At 47.3% G+C, this 21,392-nt stretch carries 20 protein-coding genes and 1 tRNA gene; 7 read left to right on the plus strand and 14 right to left on the minus strand.

Annotation, left to right across the window (positions count from 1 at the left end; genetic code table 11):
• Positions 1-20: 20 nt before the first annotated feature.
• The 5 genes from ACLSU7_RS04440 to ACLSU7_RS04460 all read right to left on the minus strand — a co-directional run bounded on the left by ACLSU7_RS04440 (position 21) and on the right by ACLSU7_RS04460 (position 5,731).
• The gene (locus ACLSU7_RS04440; protein WP_413294345.1) at positions 21-1,193 is read right to left on the minus strand and encodes a hypothetical protein; all 1,173 of its coding nucleotides are present in this window, start codon (positions 1,191-1,193) and stop codon (positions 21-23) included.
• A gap of 78 nt (positions 1,194-1,271) precedes the next feature.
• Positions 1,272-2,672: a hypothetical protein gene (locus tag ACLSU7_RS04445; RefSeq protein WP_413294347.1), complete on the minus strand. Its 1,401-nt coding sequence runs from the start codon at positions 2,670-2,672 to the stop codon at positions 1,272-1,274.
• Between the two features lie 42 nt (positions 2,673-2,714).
• Positions 2,715-3,383, minus strand: coding sequence for a hypothetical protein (locus tag ACLSU7_RS04450; RefSeq protein WP_413294349.1), 669 nt, complete (start codon positions 3,381-3,383; stop codon positions 2,715-2,717).
• Positions 3,384-3,394: 11 nt separating this feature from the next.
• The gene (locus tag ACLSU7_RS04455; protein ID WP_413294351.1) at positions 3,395-4,678 is read right to left on the minus strand and encodes a hypothetical protein; all 1,284 of its coding nucleotides are present in this window, start codon (positions 4,676-4,678) and stop codon (positions 3,395-3,397) included.
• 273 nt (positions 4,679-4,951) lie between these two features.
• On the minus strand, positions 4,952-5,731 hold the full coding sequence (locus ACLSU7_RS04460; RefSeq protein WP_413294353.1) for a hypothetical protein: 780 nt from the start codon (positions 5,729-5,731) through the stop codon (positions 4,952-4,954).
• Positions 5,732-5,870: 139 nt separating this feature from the next.
• On the opposite strand from ACLSU7_RS04460, the gene ACLSU7_RS04465 reads away from it, so the two are divergent.
• Positions 5,871-7,154, plus strand: a complete 1,284-nt coding sequence (locus ACLSU7_RS04465) for a glycoside hydrolase family 113 (protein WP_413294355.1) — start codon at positions 5,871-5,873, stop codon at positions 7,152-7,154.
• On the opposite strand, the gene ACLSU7_RS04470 is transcribed toward ACLSU7_RS04465, so the two are convergent.
• Complete coding sequence (locus ACLSU7_RS04470; RefSeq protein ID WP_413294357.1) at positions 7,129-7,884, minus strand: type 1 glutamine amidotransferase domain-containing protein; 756 nt, start codon at positions 7,882-7,884, stop codon at positions 7,129-7,131. The two genes, ACLSU7_RS04465 and ACLSU7_RS04470, sit on opposite strands and share 26 nt — an antisense overlap.
• A 127-nt stretch (positions 7,885-8,011) precedes the next feature.
• On the opposite strand from ACLSU7_RS04470, the gene ACLSU7_RS04475 reads away from it, so the two are divergent.
• Positions 8,012-8,737, plus strand: a complete 726-nt coding sequence (locus ACLSU7_RS04475) for a pseudouridine synthase (RefSeq protein ID WP_413294359.1) — start codon at positions 8,012-8,014, stop codon at positions 8,735-8,737.
• Between the two features lie 7 nt (positions 8,738-8,744).
• On the opposite strand, the gene ACLSU7_RS04480 is transcribed toward ACLSU7_RS04475, so the two are convergent.
• From ACLSU7_RS04480 to ACLSU7_RS04495, 4 genes are all read right to left on the minus strand, one after another.
• The gene (locus ACLSU7_RS04480; RefSeq protein WP_413294361.1) at positions 8,745-9,533 is read right to left on the minus strand and encodes a substrate-binding periplasmic protein; all 789 of its coding nucleotides are present in this window, start codon (positions 9,531-9,533) and stop codon (positions 8,745-8,747) included.
• A gap of 93 nt (positions 9,534-9,626) precedes the next feature.
• Positions 9,627-9,702, minus strand: a tRNA-Arg gene (locus ACLSU7_RS04485).
• A gap of 35 nt (positions 9,703-9,737) precedes the next feature.
• Positions 9,738-11,342, minus strand: coding sequence for a S8 family serine peptidase (locus tag ACLSU7_RS04490; RefSeq protein ID WP_413294363.1), 1,605 nt, complete (start codon positions 11,340-11,342; stop codon positions 9,738-9,740).
• A 6-nt stretch (positions 11,343-11,348) separates the two neighbouring features.
• A complete protein-coding gene (locus ACLSU7_RS04495; protein WP_413294365.1) occupies positions 11,349-12,377 on the minus strand; it encodes an endonuclease/exonuclease/phosphatase family protein in 1,029 nt (342 codons plus the stop codon).
• 109 nt (positions 12,378-12,486) lie between these two features.
• On the opposite strand from ACLSU7_RS04495, the gene ACLSU7_RS04500 reads away from it, so the two are divergent.
• Together ACLSU7_RS04500 and ACLSU7_RS04505 are read left to right on the plus strand one after the other, a co-directional pair.
• On the plus strand, positions 12,487-15,027 hold the full coding sequence (locus ACLSU7_RS04500; RefSeq protein WP_413294366.1) for a Fic family protein: 2,541 nt from the start codon (positions 12,487-12,489) through the stop codon (positions 15,025-15,027).
• Between the two features lie 37 nt (positions 15,028-15,064).
• Complete coding sequence (locus ACLSU7_RS04505; protein ID WP_413294367.1) at positions 15,065-15,592, plus strand: HAMP domain-containing protein; 528 nt, start codon at positions 15,065-15,067, stop codon at positions 15,590-15,592.
• 1 nt (position 15,593) lies between these two features.
• Here ACLSU7_RS04505 and ACLSU7_RS04510 read toward each other — a convergent pair whose 3' ends face one another.
• The gene (locus ACLSU7_RS04510) at positions 15,594-17,042 is read right to left on the minus strand and encodes a DUF1254 domain-containing protein (RefSeq protein ID WP_413294368.1); all 1,449 of its coding nucleotides are present in this window, start codon (positions 17,040-17,042) and stop codon (positions 15,594-15,596) included.
• Positions 17,043-17,143: 101 nt separating this feature from the next.
• Here ACLSU7_RS04510 and ACLSU7_RS04515 point away from each other — a divergent pair, with 101 nt between their 5' ends.
• The gene (locus tag ACLSU7_RS04515) at positions 17,144-17,635 is read left to right on the plus strand and encodes a hypothetical protein (RefSeq protein ID WP_413294369.1); all 492 of its coding nucleotides are present in this window, start codon (positions 17,144-17,146) and stop codon (positions 17,633-17,635) included.
• Between the two features lie 120 nt (positions 17,636-17,755).
• On the plus strand, positions 17,756-18,553 hold the full coding sequence (locus tag ACLSU7_RS04520) for a M48 family metallopeptidase (RefSeq protein WP_413294370.1): 798 nt from the start codon (positions 17,756-17,758) through the stop codon (positions 18,551-18,553).
• 300 nt (positions 18,554-18,853) lie between these two features.
• Here the strand turns inward: ACLSU7_RS04520 and ACLSU7_RS04525 are convergent, their stop codons facing one another.
• Together ACLSU7_RS04525 and ACLSU7_RS04530 are read right to left on the minus strand one after the other, a co-directional pair.
• On the minus strand, positions 18,854-19,486 hold the full coding sequence (locus ACLSU7_RS04525; protein WP_413294371.1) for a YkvA family protein: 633 nt from the start codon (positions 19,484-19,486) through the stop codon (positions 18,854-18,856).
• Positions 19,483-20,220 (minus strand): dienelactone hydrolase family protein, encoded by a 738-nt coding sequence (locus tag ACLSU7_RS04530; RefSeq protein WP_413294372.1) that lies wholly within the window; start codon positions 20,218-20,220, stop codon positions 19,483-19,485. The genes ACLSU7_RS04525 and ACLSU7_RS04530 overlap by 4 nt, the downstream gene beginning before the upstream one ends.
• A 144-nt stretch (positions 20,221-20,364) precedes the next feature.
• On the opposite strand from ACLSU7_RS04530, the gene ACLSU7_RS04535 reads away from it, so the two are divergent.
• Positions 20,365-20,802, plus strand: coding sequence for a FixH family protein (locus tag ACLSU7_RS04535; RefSeq protein ID WP_413294373.1), 438 nt, complete (start codon positions 20,365-20,367; stop codon positions 20,800-20,802).
• Between the two features lie 83 nt (positions 20,803-20,885).
• Here ACLSU7_RS04535 and ACLSU7_RS04540 read toward each other — a convergent pair whose 3' ends face one another.
• On the minus strand, positions 20,886-21,317 hold the full coding sequence (locus ACLSU7_RS04540) for a ferritin-like domain-containing protein (protein ID WP_413294374.1): 432 nt from the start codon (positions 21,315-21,317) through the stop codon (positions 20,886-20,888).
• Between the last annotated feature and the right edge of the window lie 75 nt (positions 21,318-21,392).

A 21,392-nucleotide genomic window follows, 5' to 3' on the forward strand; every position in this document is an offset into this window, starting at 1 on the left:
TGGAGTTTTTGCGGCGCTCCTTACTGAGGAGCACCGTTAGCAACCCACACGTCGACCAGCGTACGTTGAGCTTCAGAGAGGATACCACTTGTAGGCATCGGATTGTTTTGGTTGTTCATGCGCGCTTGAATGTTCGTCGCTGCTACTTTGGCGTTCGCATATTTTGTCAAATCCAGTCCACCGCGCGCATTGCTTGAGCTATGACAGCTCACGCAGCTGTTCGCAAAAACGCCACCCACTGCAATCAATTGTGAATAAGTCACATTCGTCGGAGTGGCGGTCGCAGTTGCCGTCGCCGTTGGAGTCGGTGTTGGAGACGTTGCCGTCGTTGATTTCAATGTTTCATACTCTAAAGCGATCACATCATTCGCGCTTGGAGTCATCACAACGATAGCATTTGCCGTGCCCGCAGAAAGATTTGTCGCTGTTGTAGTTGAAATCACCGCAGACACGTTTTGATAAGTTGTCGCTTCTTCGGCTTTTGCCATATTGATGTAAATATTAACGGTGTTCACTTGATAGCTTCCAGAAGAAACGTTTTTCAAGCGCAGAGTCGGATTTCTGAATTCATAACCTTGAGTCACGCCATTAAGCACGGCACGACGAATATCAATCGTCGCCGTCAATGGTGCCGCTGGAGTTGCGCCAGCCAAATCCCAAGTCATCGTCACGAATGTCGTCGCAAGATTTGCTGGCACTTTCACAGCTGTTGATTTTACTTTAGCAGAAACCTGAGCCTGACCTGAATCAACCAAACACTGAGCGTATTTGTCTTGAGCAGCACCCCAGTAAGAATTGATTTCTGTGATACGAGCTTGGTTTTGCGGACCTGTGTAAGGAGGTTTATGGGATTCATTCACAGCCTGGCTGGAAATTTTTGAAGCACCCACGTTTGCAAAAGCTGCATAAGAAGGCACCACATCCGGGCTACCGAATACACCCAAACCGATACCGCCTGCTACGTGACAGCCACCGCAAGTTTGATTTAAAAACGGATGGAAAGTGGAAGCATAGACCTTTACGATCGCTTCTTCACAAGACTCCCCGCCAGCTGTGGAAAACTCAACGCTTCCACCAGAGACAGAGCTTAGATTAGCCATAGTGAATCCCTCACCGCAGTTATTAAAAGCAACAACTGTGATGACAGCGCCGACGGCCCAGAGAATTTTTTGAACGACTTTAGAGCTTCCCACTCATTCCCCCAAATACAAACAGATACGTAGAGTTCTTTACCGCCTCACTCCCCAGCAGGGCGGTAATCACTAGCAGAACTAGGCGACTTTAATCACCTGCGCGAGCTGATTCGAATCCAGGATTCGACCTGCCACTCTGTCAAACAAGTCCATGCGTTTATTCGCCTGACACCAGTTCGCAAAAACCGCCGCCGCCACAAGTTCTGGATTTGAACCTGTTACGAACTTTGGATCCGACGCTTGGTTGTCATTGAATTGACCCACTTGGTAGTCGCTGATTGCAGGACGACCTTTTGGATCGAAATAAAATAAATAAGCAATACCGTGACCACGATCCCCTGCCCAACCGGCATCACGAGCTTCTGAAGCATCGCTATAAACAGAACCGTCAGAGACAACCATGATCATAATAGGTTTATTCAACACTGCCGCACTTTGCAGCATGCGACCCACTTCAGTCCCGGCATCCAAGTCTCTTCTGTCGCCAGAAGTTCTTGTGCCGTCATGATAGTCATAACCACCAAGCTCGATATTCGCAGAACCGGCCTGACCTAAAAGTGTATTGTACAACATGGAACCAAATAACAATTCACGGTTATTATTTGCCGTGTTGGCATTGATACCCCAAACAGAGGCAAAAGTTGCATTGGCGCGAGGATCCACAGCAGAAGCACCCGCAGCCATCACGTCAACGTTTTTAATACCCGCACAATCCAAAACTGTTTTCACAGTCTCGCCGCCCTCGATAGAAGCGATTTTGCGAGTTTGAGATTCAGTTAGATTACTCATCAGTTTTACCAGTGAGTTTTTCTGAGAGGCATTCAAAGTGCTTCCCAAAGAAGCGCTGTAACCAATCGAAGTCAAAAGGGCGCTGTAGTTTTGCACCACAAGTGGAGCTGGTGGAGCTGCAAAGCCCGCAGACTGATTCATCCCCGTGCGCGTGTTACGATTTCCCAGGTTTGGCATGTTTGCGCCGACCAGACCCGCTTTCGTGACCGCACCGGAAACGTCAAACTTGTTTTGATTCGTATCATTTTGAGAATCCACGCAGAAACCGATGAAGGCTGTTTTAGCCATCGTCGCAGCTGTGGCATTCACCTTGATTCCGGCCAGGAATTTACTGATACCATTGCCGGCCCAAGGAGAATTCCCGAAGGCGCGCTCGATAGGTACCTGGTTATTACCCAGACCCAATTTATTATAAGTCGCAATTGGCTGGCGAGCCGCATTTTGAGGGACGTAGTTAGCTGCCATCGCGGCACCACCGCTGAGGTTGACAGTCACCATTGGAATCAATGATTGAGGAACCGGGCAATCTGCCGCATGCGCCTGGTTACCTAACATCAAAGAAACCCAGTTAGGTACAAAGAGGTTTGCTGCGAATGGGATGATACCCGCTGAAAGGAAATCACGGCGAGTAACTGGCTTTTTATGACCTGTAGCTGCCCAAAACGGGATTTCTTTTTTATCTTTTGCCATATTCTCCCCCCAGAGAACTAAAAACTAAAAAAACAAAATAACTTAGTAAGAAAGTGCATCGAAGCTTGAAAGCATCGCTGCACATGTCGCTAACATCAAATTGCTAGTCGACGCAGCTTGTGTGCGAGCCGTAGCCGCCAAAGCTGTGATAAATTCACTCTTAAATGTCTGAAGCATCGCCAACTCTGCCGCGGTTTCATTGCGACCCCAGTAAGAACGAGCCATCCCACGCACACTCGCGCTGAATTGAGCATCCGTTACGGAAGAAACACCCGTCGTAAAGTTCACGCTGCCAAAGAAATTGCGTGCTGTTGCCGCCTGAGCTTTTTCTGTCGTCAGGACGGAGTTACACACTTCACCAGCGAGGCTTGTTGCACCCAACATCAGCGGACCGTTTGCCATGCTCAGGTCGTTACCAGCTGCCAAGGAGCCATAACGATTCGTGTACTCTGTCGACAAAGCCGCGCTGACCGTCGTGACGTTAGATACTCTCAACATAGAAGCCATCGTTTGTTCAGCAGACAACAAAGCGTAAGGAATTCCCAGCTTTTCGGAGTCTGTCGTTGCTTCTGGTTCAGAACTCGCGCTGTTAGACGCGTAATCACTTGTCCCCTGCAATTCGCCATAGCGACCGCAGTTATTAAAGCTCAATGTGATAAAGAACATGGAAGGCAACACGTAAAATAAAAACTTGATTGATTTCTTATTCATGGCGTCCTCCCTTATTTATCCAAGCAACCTGGTTTCGCGGCGATTTTCTCAAACAAAGTTTTAAGATTATAGCCTGCGTTTTCAAACTCAACGCCCCAAGTTTTCAGGGTGTCGGCATCTTTCACGACGTCAAAGGTACGACGGCAAACAGTTTCGAAAACTTGCTTTGCCATACATTGACTGAAGCGGCGGGAGTTGGAAACCACAGTTCCGAATCCCTTAGCCCCCTTCCCTGACAAAGCATCTCCACGCCATTCAAAGAAGTTTGCATTCTTTTCGCGGATCGCGTTGTTCAAGAAAGAATCGTCCGTAGTTACATAGCCTGATGGGAAAACAGTGTTGTTACGATTCATTTTGTTAACCACACCTGTTGTCGTGTTCACCGCGATTTGGTAGTCCCCTGAACTGCCAGCGCGAGTGTTGACGTCAGAGTGCTTGATACCCAGTGGAGTATCACCCACGTCCCATTTCGCAAAGGCACCGCGGAAACCGTCCATCACCGTATGACAGCCCTTACAAGAAGTAAGGAACTTCATGTGATCGCCACCTGGAAAACGGTCGATATCGCGACCGATACGCAAGTCAGAGCCACCTGTATCTGCCCAGTCTTGCAAAGGCACACACATAAATTCACGGAATGTATATTCAACCAAACGACGATTCGTACCCATCAAAGCATGAGCGCTCATAAAAGCACGCGAGGTAATCACACCTGCGGGATCGGGATTCGCAACAGAAGTTGTCGCGCTGGTCGCGATTTGCTGACCATTGACGCGAACCAGATTCTGCGCGAGATTCGTGCGCGTCGTTTCCAAATCGATATAGTGATTATTGGAAATCAACAAGTCTGGAACCAAATCACCACGCACACCCGTCAAACCAGTTCTGCCGCGGTAATAGAAATTACCTTGCAACAACTGACGCGCATCCAGTCCATCACGAGTCACACCAATGAAGGAAGCAACCATGTCGTTGAATTCAGTCTTGATAGTTTCATCACGAGTTGAAAGCTTTAACGCCCACAACTTAACCGTGATGTTCAAGAAGTTGTCGTCAGCAGTGGCGATCTTTGCCGCGCCTTCAACATCTCCTTTATTCAAAAGTGTTACCATCTGCGCAACTACGGGACTGTCAGCAGGAAGCTTGGTTCCTGTTAAACGTTCATAAATTTTTCTGGCTTTCAGTTCCATTGCGGAAGGATCTGCGGCTGTAAGAACCGGTTTAACTTGCGCATTCGCAGAGTTAGTCCCTGTTCCCATTCCTAGTAAAATAAGTGGTAAAAGTAAGAATCGCATTTCGCCCCCCCAGGCCTTATCGACAATTTTCACGCACAAATGACAGTTAAACGATAAAAAACTCTTGCAATCTCAACTTGATACTGGAGAAGTTTTTTGCATCAGGGGGTTTTTGACTAAGAGATCTGCAAATCATTCGTTCGACTTCAATTTTTCACTCTGAGTTCGCTAGAATTTCGTCGGTTTTCAGGGGCTTACACAGCGCCACTTTGAGGCGATTTTTAGAGAGGAATCACGATTTTCCGAGAAAGTTTTTCCGTTCCGCGCAAACGCTTAACGGGGCGCTATTCCCGAGGGAGACGAGGGGTTGGTCAATACGGGCTCAAGATTCAAAGTTTGCTCTTCCTGAGGAGAGGGACGTCCTAATTTATCAAGCTCTCTTGAGATTTGTGCACCCCATTTGGTCGCAGCCGCCACTTGATATCGCAGACCATCCTTACCTTTGTAGCGAGTGTACTTGGTACTATCGATAAACTCGCAGCGAGACTTGCTTACAATCTTTTTCAAGGTCCTGACTCCGGAATATAAATTGGAAGCATAAGGTTCTTTCGTCAGTTGCGGAGGACCAATCCAAACGCATTTGCTTTGCAGTCGCTCGACTTCACCGATTAATTTTTCTATTGAAGGCTGTTCGTTTTGCAAATCCCTTTCGCTCCTTAATAAGTGTGTGCCCAAAGCAATGATAGTCAGATCTGGATCTGCCTTTGCGAGTTCTTCGGCAAAGGATCGTGATTTAAATTCTTTGCTCTTTCGTTCTCGCCCCTTTTCGTCTCGTTGCCAAAATCCACAGGGGGCTGACTGGAAATCAGTCCTGACTCCAACCCAATTTGCGGGAGTGGACCCGCATTCTGCAATCGTGTTTACTTCTATAGATATAGTGCGCAGATACGTATCCACCGCATTCCCGAAGGCGCCGGCCACATGCTCATCTCCAATAAATAAAACACTTTCATACATCGGTGGCGCGACTGAAGAGGCAAAACTTAAGTTCGGCAAAAGTGAAAACAATAGTGTCGGCAAAAGTTTCAGTCGCAAAATCCAAAGCCTTGGCATATTTGCACCTCATCCTGTGCTTTCCCTATCCTGGCTTTGATTTGCGGCAGAGTAAATCTGAAGTTCAACACTGGATTTTTGATAAGGAGACTGTTGGCAGTCAGCTTGAAAAGTTTCGGATCTGGTCAAAAATAGATCCATGAGAGTTTTGCTAGCTGTGCTTATGATCATCACGACGCTGGGGCCCCCTGCCCAGGCTAATTCCGCGGAGCGGGAAGCTGCCATCAATATAATAACCTATTGGCCTACCGGATTCAGAGTGGACGAGACCACCCAAGGTCAGAGAGTGCAGAGGCTTTTGTACAAGATAAAAAATCTGGGCATCGACACCGTGATATTTAATTTTCGTGCGCAAATGGTGGGAGGCAAGGCCAACACCGTAACATCGGTCGTACCTGTAGAACTTCAAAGGGAAGAAGAATATCATCTGGAAGCCACCATTCACTATGCCAAAGCCCTCGGACTTAATGTCGCCTTTCGCCCGATCCTCTTAGTTGTGGGTCCTCACGGAGAATTTCCCTATGAGGACGAGGAAGGAACGCTGTGGTGGCACGGAGTGATTCAACCCGAGGATCCCGAAAAATGGTTTCAAAGTTTTTTTAAGTATCATGAGCGCTATATGAAAATTGCGGCGCGCACCGAGTCCTCTTGGTATTCCGTGGGAGCAGAAATGCATTCGCTGACTTCGGGCCTTGGTAGTCGCAATCCTCCCCGTCGCTTTGGCCGGCCCGATCTTTGGTTGCAACTGACTTATCGCGCCCGCGATGTTCTGGGACCGCGAGTGAAAATGACTTACGGTGCGAACTACACGGATCAGTATGTCTTAGAGGACGGGAAACGCACATGGGGTGGCGAATTCGAACAATGGCGACATGATCTAACCTTTGATGCGCAAACCGATCAGGAAATTTTGCATCAACAGTACCTGCGAAATTTCTGGAATGCTTTGGACTTTGTCGGGCTTGATTACTATCGCGCGCTGGGCGCTGAAGACACGGATTACCCGAGTCGCTATGACAGTCTGATCAATGTTTTAACACCCTTTTCCTATCAGTACGCTCTGAATCTGCAAAATGCTTTGACACAGATTAATCAGGCTGCCGCCACCCACAAGTATTTAGCCATTCAGGAAGTCGGCTATCGCAGCGTTGAGAAATGCTTTGTCTCCCCTTATCTTTATGAAGATGGCGACACACCCATTAACTATCAACACCAAGCCGCAGCCTGGGACGCGTTGCTGATGTCGGTATGGAGTGCGCAAAGTTCCTGGATGAGAAGCGTCGGCATCTGGCAGGTGCTGGTTGACGAAGACACGGATACATCGATCAATGGAGGATTTTCTCCATTGGGTAAAGAACCCGCGGAGCAGGTTTTAAAAAAGTATTTCAATCCGCTGTTTAACGAAGTTCCCTTAGAGTATTAGGGCTCACATGCCATTCGCACCAGTTCACTGCTGGCAGCTCCCGGCCGTCTTCGATGAAGCTTAAGACTTCAACTATACTTTGCCCCACTCCGATTGCCGAAGCCGGGTTTTGCCCCGTGACCAAGCGTCCGCTTTTCACCACGTGAGCAGCAAACTTTGAGGAATGAGTGTAAGTGGCTCCGCGGGATTGAATTTTATCTTGCAGTAAAAAAGGTACAACATTCTCCATACCGACGGCTTCTTCCTCAGAGTTACTGAAGGCTGCGACTTCGTGATCTTTAATCAGATAAGTGCCCTGCGAAGTTTTCACATTCACAAGTCCCGCAATCCCGTGACAAACACCTGCGACCACTCCATCGTTTTCCCAAATTTCGGCGGTGACCTCCTGAAGTTTCTTATTTTGAGGGAGATCAAACATTGCACCATGTCCGCCGGAAAAATAAATGGCGCAATAGTCTTCAGCGCGCACCTCTTCGGCAGGGATGCTTTTAGCAACTTTTTCCAAAAAATCTTCGTCGTTCATCCACACCGCATTTATGGGATCATCCATCTTCACGCCATCCAGGGGAATTTCTCCTCCGTTGGGACTGGCGATATCAATTTCATAACCTGCCGCTTGGAGTTCCTGGTAAGGATGGGTCAGCTCCGATAAAAAGGCTCCTGTGCGCAAGCCCGTATCACCCAGGCGGTTGCAATTTGTTGCAACAAAGAGAACCTTTTTCGATTTCATGGAAACCTCCCCAGTGTCTTTAGAATCCTTTATCACCGGGACAAGAACCATTTTTTTAAAAGCTTTTGCAAACGTACAGAGGATTCACTGGACAAAAGGAGGCTAGCCCCCTAGGTTCTGGGGCGAGATGAAGCTTTTGTACCAAGACCCCCATTTTATCGCCGTCGACAAACCTTCGGGCTTTCACGTTCATCCTCCCGAGGATTCGCAGTACAAAATTCCTCGCGATAAAATCTGCCTGTATCTGGTGCGCAATATGATGAAACAGCATGTGTTTCCGGTGCACCGGCTGGATGCCGCAACCAGTGGAGTCTTGCTTTTTGCGCTGTCTTCGCAAGCCGCTGGCACCATTTGCAAAATGTTTGCGGAACGATCTCCACAGAAAACTTATTGGGCGGTGGCTCGTGGGTTCGTGCCGGAAGCTGGAGACATCAAAGTTCCCTTGGAGCTTGATTCGACGGGAAATCTGGTGGATGCGCACACGTCTTTCGTTCGCCAGGCGACGATTGAAATTCCCGTGGCTGTCGGAAAGAAATTTCCTGCCGCCCGTTACTCGTTGCTGGAAGTAAAACCTCATTCGGGTCGCTACCATCAAATACGTCGGCACTTTAATCGCATTTCGCATCCCCTGTTGGGCGATGCTTATCACGGTGACTCCCATCACAATCGCTTTTTCAGAAATGAATTGGGTATCGAAGGCCTGTGTCTAAAGGCGCGCAGTATCGAATTCACACATCCGTGGACCGGCGAGCAGGTCTTCATTGAATCGCCGACCTGCGAGAAATGGAATAAGATCCACGCCCTGTTTGATGCGACGAAGCCTTTAAGCGAAAAGCTTAAAACTAATATTTGAATTTAAATTATTTAAATTTATCGACGGGAACACCCTTACCCAAATACTTCTGCAAAAGTGCATCGTACTCAGGAGAGGCTTTAAGTGCTGCCATCCCACGCTCAAACTTTTCGCGAAGCTCGATGGCCTCGGGTTGAGTTTTAGAAAGCTGCATATAGATCGGTTCATTGGATAGATCAATCGCGGTCGTAAGAGCTTCTTTCAGTTCTGGATGATGATTCAGGTAATAATACAAAACCATCTCATCAATCGCCGCAAACTTCACACGACCCGATTCCACCAAGCGGAGGGCGGTCATGTCATTCACGGTGTAGTAGCGAACGATGCGAGTGTTGTCATCGAACTCTGGACCAAAAGTAAACCCACTTGGCAATGCCACGGTTTTATACTCAAGATCAGAAATCTTTTTAGGCTTTTTAATCGCTTCTTTAACGTAGCGCTTGTTTGCAACGATCAAACCGCGGCTGCGGAAAAGATAATTATTGGGGAAAACGTATTTGGCCGCGAGTTCTTCGTTTTTAGCTGTGTTCGCGCAAGCGACTTCTTTTCCATCAGGCTCCGTCAGAGCCATGCAACGCAGGTAAGGCACTTGTTGAATTTGAACCTCTGCTCCCTCGAGGCGCATGGCTGCCTTTACCAGATCGATGGAAAGACCCGCTGGCTGACCATCCTTAACGTAGGCATAAGGTGGCCAGTTATCTTCCATCAAGACGCGGAAAACCTTCTTTGCATGAGCCGGCAAGGCAATGCAAAGAGCCGTCGCTAAGAGTATTCCTGATTTCTTGATTTCCAACATGAAGCGCACTTTATGTTAGCACCTCGAAATGTGCTAATTACTGTTTCGCAAAGGTAAAAAAGTGAGTCCGTAAAAACCCACGAAGGGAGTGATTGGTGATCCTACCCCGACTTGAACGGGGATCTGACGTTTAGGAAACGTAAGCTCTATCCAGTTGAGCTATAGGATCGCTCCCGGAAGTTTTACAACCAAGCTCTGACTAAGTCAAAGCGCGTCAGCGGCTTGCACAGCCTTTTCGGCGTTCAGAAGCCCTCGTCCGTATTCATTTTTTTGATTATCCGCGGCAGGAGCCGTCGCCGTGGCCATCAAGATTTTTTTAATCTGCGGAGATTTTAACTTTTTGTTGGCGGCTTTCATTAAAGCCACAACACCCGTCACATGAGGAGCTGCCATAGATGTGCCGCTTAAAACTTGGAACCCCGAAGACGTGGCCTGTAATGTTGCCATGACAGTTTCCCCGCGGGCCAGGCGATCCTCGATCAGTCTTGAGTTTTTGTCTTCGATCATGAAAATCGCTATCGGTAAGGTTTTGTCCTTATCCGTAAATCTGCCCACTTCTAGGCCAGGGCGGTTATTGATAAAGACAATGGCCGAGGCTCCGGCTTTGATGGCGTTATTGATCTTATTCATGAACTTGCCCTTGCCTCGGCGAATCAGGGCAAAGCGACCTTTGACGTTTTTACCGTCATAGTCCGACATGAAATCACCCTCCCCCACGCTCACAAGCTCTCCCTTAAGGGAGTTACGAACTTCACGGGTGCCACCAAAGGTGCTGGCTAAATACTTAACAGAAATTCCTGATGAGGTTTCAATTCTAACGGAATGAACTTTTCCGCGACTGGCCGGGAATGTTGAATACACATCCACACCGGGGGCCACCAGAGATAGTTCCGGGCCGTACTGAGAGAAAGTTGCACGAAGCAAGCTTGGATCCACAGCACCGACTGCGATCACGGTGGGCAAGGCTGCTGGATAAAACACCCGATTGGAACCCCAATTTCCGCTGGAGGCCACAACCGAGACCCCGGCCTTGTCAGCACGTTTGATGGCTTCATCTTGGGCCGCGGATGAAGAAATTCCGGAAATGGAGATATTTATCACGTCGACTTTTTGAGCGACTCCCCAATTGATGGAAGCCACCATGGCTGCTGTCGAACAACCTTTTTCAAAACAAGCACGGGCCATTAATATTTTGGCCTTGGGAGCGACTCCCGTGAACCCATTCACATCCTGTTTGGCGGCGATGATTCCTGCCACGTGGGTGCCATGACCCCGGATATCTGTAATATCACTGCCGTCACTTTCACCGGTAAAGTCGCGACCTTTTTCAAAATTTTCTTTCAAAGAAGGATGAGTTTTATCAAGACCGCTGTCGATCAATAAAACACGGGCACCCTCGCCTTGACGGGAATTCTCCCAGGCAGCCGGCGCTTTGATTGCGGCAATTCCCCATGGTACGCCCGCCACGGGAGTGTCAGCCCGTCCGCGCCCACTCACCAGTTCAGAACGATCCAGATAAATAGGAATCTCTAACTCGTAAGGAATGATTTGATCTTCTTCGACCAAAACCACATCGGGATTTTGCTTTAAACGCTCCAGATCTGTGGGGTCGTCGGATTTTACGATGTAAGTTCCGATCTGATGCAGACTCGATTCAACTTCTCCGACAATCTCGCGCTCAAAGGAAGGATGAGCCGTGAACAGCGCTCCTTCCTCTTTCATCATGACGATGTAACGAGCCGCTTCGGCCGTCGGCGCCAGTGAAAGGAGCAGGGAAAGTAACAGTGTGAAAAGTGAAAAGCTCTTCATTTATTCCTAATTAAATCGAATCAGATAGTCCCACACGGGACCAGATTGTCGGTCCACTTGTGCGATGATTTTATCCATCAAAGAAACATAGTAGTCATAATCAGAATTTTCCGCCGCTTGCAAATGTTTGCGTGCAGTTTCGAGCATATTTTTAAGAGCAGCGGCACGTTCAGGAACGGTTTTCCAATCCGATGCAATCGAGCCCTCTGAAAGATTCAACTGAGCACGCAATCCATAGTGATCAGACAAAGGAGACTTTTGGCCACCACGAAGATTAATTTCTGAACCTACGGTCTGCCATTTCCAATTCATGTTTTTTGTGATGTTGGAAACAAAGATATAATCCAGAACCCAGTTGCCCTTTTCATCGGACAATGGATTTTGCGAACCGCAAAACGTGCACTGACCGTTGTAGCCCACAGTCTCTTCCTGCACATCGCGAACACCCATCAAGAGTTTAAAAAACTTCCACTCAAAGGATTCTGCCGTGAAATTAAAATCCCCTGTGATCACCCAGGGGTAATCCAAGTGACGTAAACGCCATTGATAAATATCCAGCATCTGCGTGATACGCACAGCTCCCGACATCGGATGTGTGTGAACGTTGGTTGCAAGAATTGGCGTCGATTCTCCGGGCAGTTGCACGACCATATTCATGAAACCTTTTTTAACACCCATGATATCTTTTAACGAATCCATGAAGCTGTCTGAATTGAGCACGAATGTGTAAACATCGGTGTAATTGATCTGCCCCTTTGTCAGAGCCATGAGACCAATTTTCAAATCCATATTGGGAGCACTAATATTGTAACGAGGTTGCAAATTGTCCACGATTACATTTTGTTGCCCAGAATTCCACACCTCTTGAAAATGAATCACGTCACAAGGAGCTGTTAAAATTTCCTTTGAGAGCGCTTCAGATCGAGACGCAATATTCGGCGCATACAGCGGACCGTATGTATTGAATGTCTGAATACAAATAGCTTGGCTTAGGGTTGCGGAAAGCATCAACCCGGCAAAAATTGCCCACTTCATAATTCCCCTCCAGAAGCAAACAGGGCTCTACCTTTGTCGGGAAACTAGAGGATTGCAACAATAATGTGGGCCTCAAGGTTGATCTCCTAAATTCCGATTTTAGTAGCATATGAAAAACAGATTTTTCGCAACAATTTCGGCCCTTTCTCTGATTCTAACATCTTGTCAGACGCCATCTCCTGTCGCGGTGAATGATGCATGTATGGACCCTCGAGGCCCTGCGTCAGAAGGCTTAAGTTGTTCAGCGGTTTTTGCGGACACGGATTTAACTCCGCCGATTTTGGATCCTGCAGCTCCAGCTGTGTTTACGACGATCAATCAAAAGCTGAGTTGGGATAAATGGCTCGATGCTGAAATAGATTTTCTACGTTTTTACTCCAACCGCTCTTTGAAACGTGGCCAGGAAGATGGCAAGCACGGAACAGAAATTTGGGGACTTGAAAACTACAAGGCTTACGCCAATGCTCGCGACCACTTGAACTCCATTCCTGTGGGTCGTTTGGATATCAGCCGCAGCTTGATTATGCGTATTCATGAATTAGGTTCGGAAGGCTTGAAAAAAGAAGCAAGCCTGATGGGAAAAATCATGCCGAAGAACATGTCCATCGGCAACACCACGGGTTTCAAAGTCCGGCAGAATGTGGGTGGAGATCCGATTTTGCATCCGTTGAAGGAATCTCAATATTTGGCGTTAAAGGGGAATCCTTGGATCAAAAAGTTCATCGAACTTCCCTATCCCCTAAGCCGCAAAGACAAGCGTCGTGGATGGATTGTGTACGGCGACTATAAAACTGTGAGTCAAGCCATCAGCGAACTTTCCACTTGGTATTATCAAAACAAACACACCATGGACCCGATTGATTTAGCGGCAGAGTTTCAGTATCGGTTCGTTTCCATTCATCCGTTTATCGATGGCAATGGCAGAACGTCCATGCTGTTCGCAAACCGTATTCTTCAGGAGGCGGGTTATCCAGGTGTGATGAACACCTTCCCGGGTTATGATATCTATTATGACCTGCCGACGTGGAAGCAGATTTTCCGAAACAGTGTGGCGGAATTTGGCGAGATGGTTCGTGAGGTGCGCTTTACGGATCCTTCAGTTCCGACGGTGAATAATATCAATCGCGACACGAGCCCGCGCACGGCAATTCTACCGACCTCAGCGACGATGTCTAAAGAAGCCACACGCAAAGAGCTTGATCAATCCCTGAAAAAGAAATTCAAATGGATGAACGATACGATTTCCTCGAGAAACAAATTCGTTAAAATCGGCCAGGCCAATTACACCATGCTGACGGATGGATTTTTTTATAACCAAATGGGAATTCCCCATGCGCTCTTTAACGGAAAACTGTATCCCATTGCAGACCGCACTTATCTTCTTTATGGGGAAGGTGGGGAACTTGCTCCCCATACGTTTTCCCGTCGCAGTTTGACATTGGCGCACCGAAATATCTTTAGAGATCACATGCAATATGTCCTGGATGTGCAGGCTAAGAAAATCGATCCTAAAGAGATCGAGATCGTTGACTATGATGTGATCAAAGAGGCCAACGAAAAAGGAAAAATCTATCTGCATCCTTGGCAAGTTCGTGTGTTTGAAAATGCAATCAATATCAAAGACACGGATCCCATGGCGATCCTGGCCCAAACCCGTGGCTGGCATACGGATTATGAAAAGAGTTTTGAAACTCGCACAGGGGCTTCCCTTTCTGACATCGTCGCACAGTATCAGTTCATGGAACTAAAATTCCAACAGTACACAGAATATGCGCTCGAAGTGAATAACACGAGCATGCTAAATACGATCATGAGAAGTCGCGAAAAATACTTCCAAGCGACAAAAACGTTGCTCGCACAAGGACAACAACAACTTGCAGAAGCTCCGTCCGCAATCCAAATGGTGGTTAAAAAAGCTCCGCGCGTGACGTTCCTGGAAAAATACATCTCATACACCAACTTAGCCTACCCGACGCTTAAGGCCGCGATCGAAGCTCGCGGAGACAAAGACATCGTGCTTTTACGGAGCGACATGGCTTCGGTGGAAAAGACCGGTTTTATTTCCAACCAGTCTTACATCAACCTGGCAAAGGCATTGCCGGGATATGAGAGCTTTAAAGCATGGATTAACGAGGTTCATAAGCACCTCGGCGATACAACATATCAGCCAAAATTCTTGGAAGCCCAGTTACGGAAAATGCTTCCGGGTTTTGATACTTTAGCAAGTCGCATCCGCAAGGCTCTAAATGACAATCGCTATGACCGTCGCGGTATTGCTGATGAATTTGCCCGCGAATTTATCGACCACTATACGCACGCGCTCGATTCACCTTTAAAAGATCACATCTCTTTATCCACTTCGACGGATCTTTACTTTGCCTATATCGGAGCGGGAACGGCACCGAATATCCCGTTCTTAGCTGATGGCTTGGGCGGAGGAATTTACTTTGTGAAAGTGAATAAGGCGACGGTCTCCCCGACGCTTTCCACACCGTTTTCAGCAGAGTTTGAAATTCTGTCTCAGCAGAATATTTCTCCCTTTAAAATCCTGGGCAAAGTGGGTCTTGATCACTTCAAGACACCGGACGAAAACAAGTTCAACACCGTGAATGAAATGGTGGACGAAGCATTCTATTTATTCCCTAAATAAATGGATAGGAAACTGACAGCGGCGTCTTAAATTGAGAATGCCGCCATGGATCTTTGAGAAATTACAGCAACCGAATCAGCATCAAGATATATTTAAAGAAACGCAAGCCAAGGACTTAAAAATGGGAATCTTAAAGCATCGCCGCAAATTGATCGTCAACCGCGAGGTTCAATATGATGCTTTGATGTTTGTGGGTCTTTTCGTGACCGGGATTTTCCTGGCGCAAGTCATTGCAGGCTGGGTTTTAGTAAGCAAGCTTGAAGACAAAGCCTTGGCTGGCGAGTACGGTTCCATGTCGATCGCTGAATTCATCGCGCGCCATAAGGTGATGTTTTTGATGAATGAATTTATCGTCGTTGCCGTGTGTTTGGTGGCAGGTTTTTACCTTACCAACCGCGTGACCTCGAAAATCGTGGGTCCCCTTTTCAACATCCGCCGCATCATCAATAAAGCAACTCGTCCCGAAGATCCGGCTGAACCTGTAGAGATCAAGCTTCGCGAAGGCGACTATTTCCAGGATCTAGCCAAAGACCTGAACGTCGCCTTGCAAAAAAAGACCAAGTGATCTAGTTCAAATTTTCAGAAAGATTTTTAAACTCCGGTATTTTCTCAAGTGCCGGAATTTTCCAGGTGCCATCAATAACGGATTGATTCGGCCAATACATGCGCATCACTAAATTAAAATCCTCTCCAGCCGGGGATGGCAGCCAGTTGGATTCCAGAGTTTTACCTGGAGACACGGCTTGCACATAAATATCAATAGACCCGTCACGGTTTGCTTTTAATTTATGATCGCTTCCCAGCGAATATCTCTCTAAAGGATTTGGAACAAAGAATTTTCTAGAGTTATACAAAGACACAGACCAGAAACCACGAACCGGTGGTGTTTGATTTTTGGGAAACTTTAAAAGATATTTAAAACCGCCATTCAGGCGCTCTCCCCGAACATCCACCAGCGCTCTGGCAAAGGACATATCTTGCGGAGTCGTCGTATCGAATCCCAATTTTTTCATCAATGCGCGGGCTTTATAGTTCGTGCCATATTTTCCTGACAGAATCGGCATCCCCCATCCGTTGACCATTTTCAAATTCGGTGTACCACGTTGGAAATCTGCGAACTGATCCTGCCCCGCAAAGTAACCGGAGTTAATTCCCTCTTTCACGTTATTCGGAAGGGCATCGTAATTAAATTCTTTATCGGGAAAGATACCCAAGGCTGCGAGACGTGAGACCATGGCTCCATCGGTCTGCGGGGGTGGATTCTTTTTTAATTCCTTCGCAAAGACTTCAAAAAACACGCGCGCATCCATGCTTTCCACTTGATCAAAGATCGGAGTGCGATTGTCGACATCGATATTAAACACGACGGACATGGGCTTTGCAGCTTTACTGCCAAAATCTGAAAGAGTGCTGACACCGATTTTATCCTGATAACGATACACACGGTCAAAATCTGCTTTATCTTTTAAGTGGGCCCGCCCCACCATCCACACAGAATTTGTCGGCGCGATAATTCTTTGCATATTCGGGGGAACCGCCCCTTTCCAGTCAGGCCCGGTCAGAACAAAATCTTTTTTCTGATTACCCGATGTCCTGGTTCCGGGTGTCGCAAAAACTTCACCCCAAGCGCTGACCAAAGAAAACATCACGAATCTTTTCCCCGCATCCGGAAGGCTGATAACGACAGGTTCTTTAGAGACATCCAACCACGAAAGACTGCTTAAGACATCCGTTTCGGCAAAAGGCCGATTCGTATCAGGCCCCGGCAAAGTTCGTTGATTGGCAATTTGATTTAAGGGAGCTTTCTCACGGCCCGCGCGAGGGACTGCGGTCATCACTTCCCGCGCCGTCGCCATGACCACCATAGGATAAGCATAGATATAGGCATCTGATGCGATCTGTTTAACTCCATCACCATTTGTCGGAGTGGCCCGGGCATTATTGCCCGCTTGCGAGTTTGCACAGCTTAACAACAAAGAGGATAAAAGCGTTAATACCACTTGATTCAAGCGCATGAATCCCTCCAGCTTTTTCTTATATTCAGGTTCTATTTAGCAGCGATTCAAAACAATAAGCCTTTTGACAAAGACAAGACCTCCGTCATAAGTTACCAGCCATGAAAGCCCCACTGGACGCTGAAGCACAAAAAGCTCTGACGGAAACTCAGTCCCAATTCAAACAAGATTTCACGACAAACCGTGGCTTCTTCACTGAAGCGGACGAGACAGCTTTGCGTGCCTTGGCTTTAGAAAAGTTGGATCAGGAATTACTGAAATCAGGATCCGCTGAGGTTACTGCATCCGAATTGCGTAGTGCCTGGAATACCGTGGTCGCTGACTTTCACCGCAACAATTATTGGGACTTTCAGCCGACCTTGGAAAAACGCCCCAAGGTTTTAACTCAGGAACAAAAAACTTTCCGCGAAATGTTTCCGTATGTTTGGGCTGTGATTCAATCGGGCATTATTTTAAAAACCGCAGTTTATTATTTCGGTATCCGTTCCTCCAACGACCCCTCCACCGAAAATCACATTTTCCTTTATCTGGCTTTGGCAACATCCGCAGGCACACTGATTTACTTCGCCTTCAGACACTCCGGCAAAGAATAAAAATCTCTGTGCTTTGCCAACGGATTTCCCATTATTTCCCAGACAGAATCTAGACTATCACGGCGCCGAATAACACGCTCGACTTTGACAACAACCCCAGGAATTTGCCATGCTGTGGGCATGAAAAACTCACTTTTAATTCTTCTTATTAGTTCCATCATTGCAGGATGTGCCAGCACCACAGACGAAGGCGCCGTGGGCGTCAAACGCAAACAACTTATGATGGTCAGCTCTGCAGAAATAAATCAAGCTGCCGCCTTAAGCTTCCAACAAACCAAAGACGAAGCCAAAAAGAAAGGCGCACTCGACGTCAACCCCGCCCAACTAAAACGAGTGCAAACCATCGCCAACAAAATCATCCCCCAAACCGGCATCTTCAGAAAAGAAGCCCCGGGCTGGCAATGGGAAGTCCACGTGATAACCAGCCCCGACATCAACGCCTACTGCATGCCCGGCGGTAAAATCGTCTTCTACACAGGCATCATCGAAAAACTAAACATGACCGACGGAGAAATAGCCGCCGTCATGGGCCACGAAATTGCCCACGCCCTCCGCGAACACGGCAGAGAACGAGTCTCTGAAGAAATGGTAAAACAAAATCTACTAAATATCCTGGTCGCGACCGACACACTTAGCTCAACTTACGCAGGCGCCGCCAGCACCCTCGGCGACCTCATGGTCTCCCTACCCCACGGCCGAGGCCAAGAATCCGAAGCCGACACCATCGGCGTAGAACTCATGGCCAGAGCGGGTTACAATCCCCAAGAAGCATTGTCTTTATGGAAAAAAATGGGCGCAGCCGGCGGCAGCAAACAACCAGAATTCTTATCAACTCACCCAGCTGACTCCACCAGATTAAACCACATCTCGTCGCTGCTACCGAAAGTAACCCCTCTTTACGAAGCAGCAAAAAAATAAACGCAACAACAAAAAAACCATCTCCAAAAGAGATGGTTTTTTAATTTCTACTTAAACACCATTCGGCCCGGTCAAGCGCAGCTGCCTTGGGCACAGCGGGCGCATGCCTGAAACGCAGCGACCTCCGTCGGCGCACGATGCGCGAACCGGCGAAGCCGGCGACGGTGAGCCTGGATGGCGTGTCGCGGAGTTGCGGGCGTGCGACCGATGGGACCAAGGCAGATGCGCTTGGCCGGGACGAACCCCGCGCCTTAAGAAGAAATAAAAAAAGCATCTCTTTTGGAGATGCTTTCGAAGGTTTTAGCCTTTTAGATTTTTGATTCGCAAGTAGTGATCCATTGCGATGGATAAGATGGCGTAGTCGTCAAGCAGCCCTACTCCTGGAACTGAGTCTGGGATGAAGTCGAATGGGAAAACTAGGTAGAATAATGCGCCAACAGCTACGTACTTAGATGTCTTTTGCAATTCGCCGTCTTTAAGGACTTGCCAAAGTGCTGTGACTTTTTCGCGGATGCTGGGGCTTTTCTTTTCTAGGTCTTGCAGAGTTTGTTCGTTTCTTTGAACGTATGACAAGCTGTCATCGCGTTGACCTAAGCGAAGGCATAGGTCCATCAATCCGTCTTCATCGTTGCCGGTGTTTTCGAATTGAGCGGCTTGCAAATCCATCATCATGAAAGAGTTGTTCGCGAACAAGACTTGTGTGAACTCGTAGGCTTCTTTCACGCATTCGTGGTCTTTGTCGATTGCACCGTCTTTAACCATCGCGAGAATACCTTGATAGATATTCGTGTCGTATTGGGAAGGAACGCGGGCTGTGCCGCCCTTCTTTAACCAACGACGAAGTGTCATGTTAGACACTTGAAAATAGACGGCCAATTTTTCAGGACTCAAACCGGTATCTTTAGAGATTTTGCTTATTTGGCTGATTTTCATAGTGTCATCCTACCATATTGTTGAAGCCAATTAAAGATATCCTTCCATCCTTTATCAGCCATTTTGGGGTTAAAAGAAGATCGTTCGTCGCATAAAAAGCCATGTTGCGCCTCGGGATAGACCACGATTTCAGCCTTAACATGAGCTTGTTTAAGCTGATCTCGAATCAGATCGATTTGCGCGGGAGGAATACTCTGATCCTCAGCGCCAAATCCCATTAGAACCGGGCATTTTATCGATTTGAACTCGTGCATATAAGGTTTGAAAGCGAAGCCAGGACGTTCTTCTGTCATGCCGCCTCCATAAAATGAAATAGCTGCGGTCAGATCAATATGACAAGCCGCCAAAAGAGCAGCAAATCCTCCCATACAAAAACCGATGGTTCCAATCTTTGTGGAATCAACAAATGGTAAGGTTTTTGCGAGCTGAAAGGTTTGAGTCATATCCTCAATCAGGCGCGCATTGGTCAGCCCTCCCAGAAGGGGCCGAGCCGCTTGAAAGTTCGTGTACTCAACAACTATACCTTCGCCAGCGCGATGAAAAAGTTCCGGAGCCAACGCCACATAGCCGTGCTCCGCAAGTCTTTTACACACATTCAAAATATGATGATTTACTCCAAAGGCTTCCTGCAAAACGATCAATGCGGGCTTCTTTGCATCGACTTTTTCAGGGATGGTTATATGAACCGTCATTGCACCTTCGGCGGTGGAGACGTTTCGTTTCTCATAAGCCATTTGAACTCCTTACATGAAACATTAGATCTAAAACAATCCCGTCGCCGTCAAGAATTTGCAGGCGCAGCTCATTGTTGCGCTCAATAATATCTGATGGCAATCCTAAGAAACCTTGCTATATCAGGCACATATTAAGGAGAGTTTATGAAATTGCTTATGTCAGTTATCACACTGGTTGCATCCATTACTTTAAGTTCTGCTGCCTTCGCACAGGTTTACGGAACCCCGGCTTCACCAAAAGCTGGCGAGCTGAGCTCGATCGTTTGCTCGCAAACTGTAGAGTCTTTATGTGCGCAACTGCTTTATAAAACTGACGTAACTGCTTCAACCGAAGGCCAATTTCAGGTTTTGGTTCAGGGCTTTGACGGCGCTCCGCTGCAAAATTTTAAAGTCGATCTTTGGATGAACATGGGTCACCACGGTCACGGCTCTTCGCCAGTTGATATTGTTGAAAACGCCAACGGCGTTTATTTAGTCACGAACGCTTGGTTCGTGATGCCGGGTCAATGGAATGTTCGTATTGATTTCAACTTAAATGGTCAGGCTCAACATCTTGAAATCCCAGTGTGGGTTTCTAAATAATTTTATAAATTTCGATAGCTTAAAAAAGAAAAGCCAGGAGCATCCTGGCTTTTTTTTTATTTCTTAGAATGTTATTGATATTACTAGTTTACATCCAACATCTTACGAACTTCTTCAACGTGCTCCGTCTCCAAACGGATCTGACCACGAACCAATTCCTCAAGAGCAACGTCGTCACCCACATGCTTTAGAAGTTCTTTATACTTCGCCAAAGCTTTCAATTCGAAATCCAAGCTTTCCGCCAAGATATCCAAAACTTTATGAGTGTTTGTTTCAGGAACTGGAGAAACTTTCAAAGAAGGGTGACCACCATAAGCTGTGATCTTTTCACCAATCATGGAAGCGTGGGCATACCCCTCATTCGCTTGATCGTGAAACCATTTAACGATGGGAATACGATTCGGGCCTTTGATCATCAGAGCATAATGCAGATAACGAATAACGGCAGAGATTTCCATCTCGATGATATCGTTCAGTAGTTCTACGATTTTCTTTTTATCTTCCTGCACTGTCATGATCAGCTCCTTTTTTTTGTTTCTACGTTAAAATGATGAAAGCCCCTCGCGGGGCTTTTTTAGTCACTTTAAAGT

The sequence above is a fragment of the Bdellovibrio sp. HCB185ZH genome, assembly GCF_047302455.1.
Taxonomy (GTDB): domain Bacteria; phylum Bdellovibrionota; class Bdellovibrionia; order Bdellovibrionales; family Bdellovibrionaceae; genus Bdellovibrio.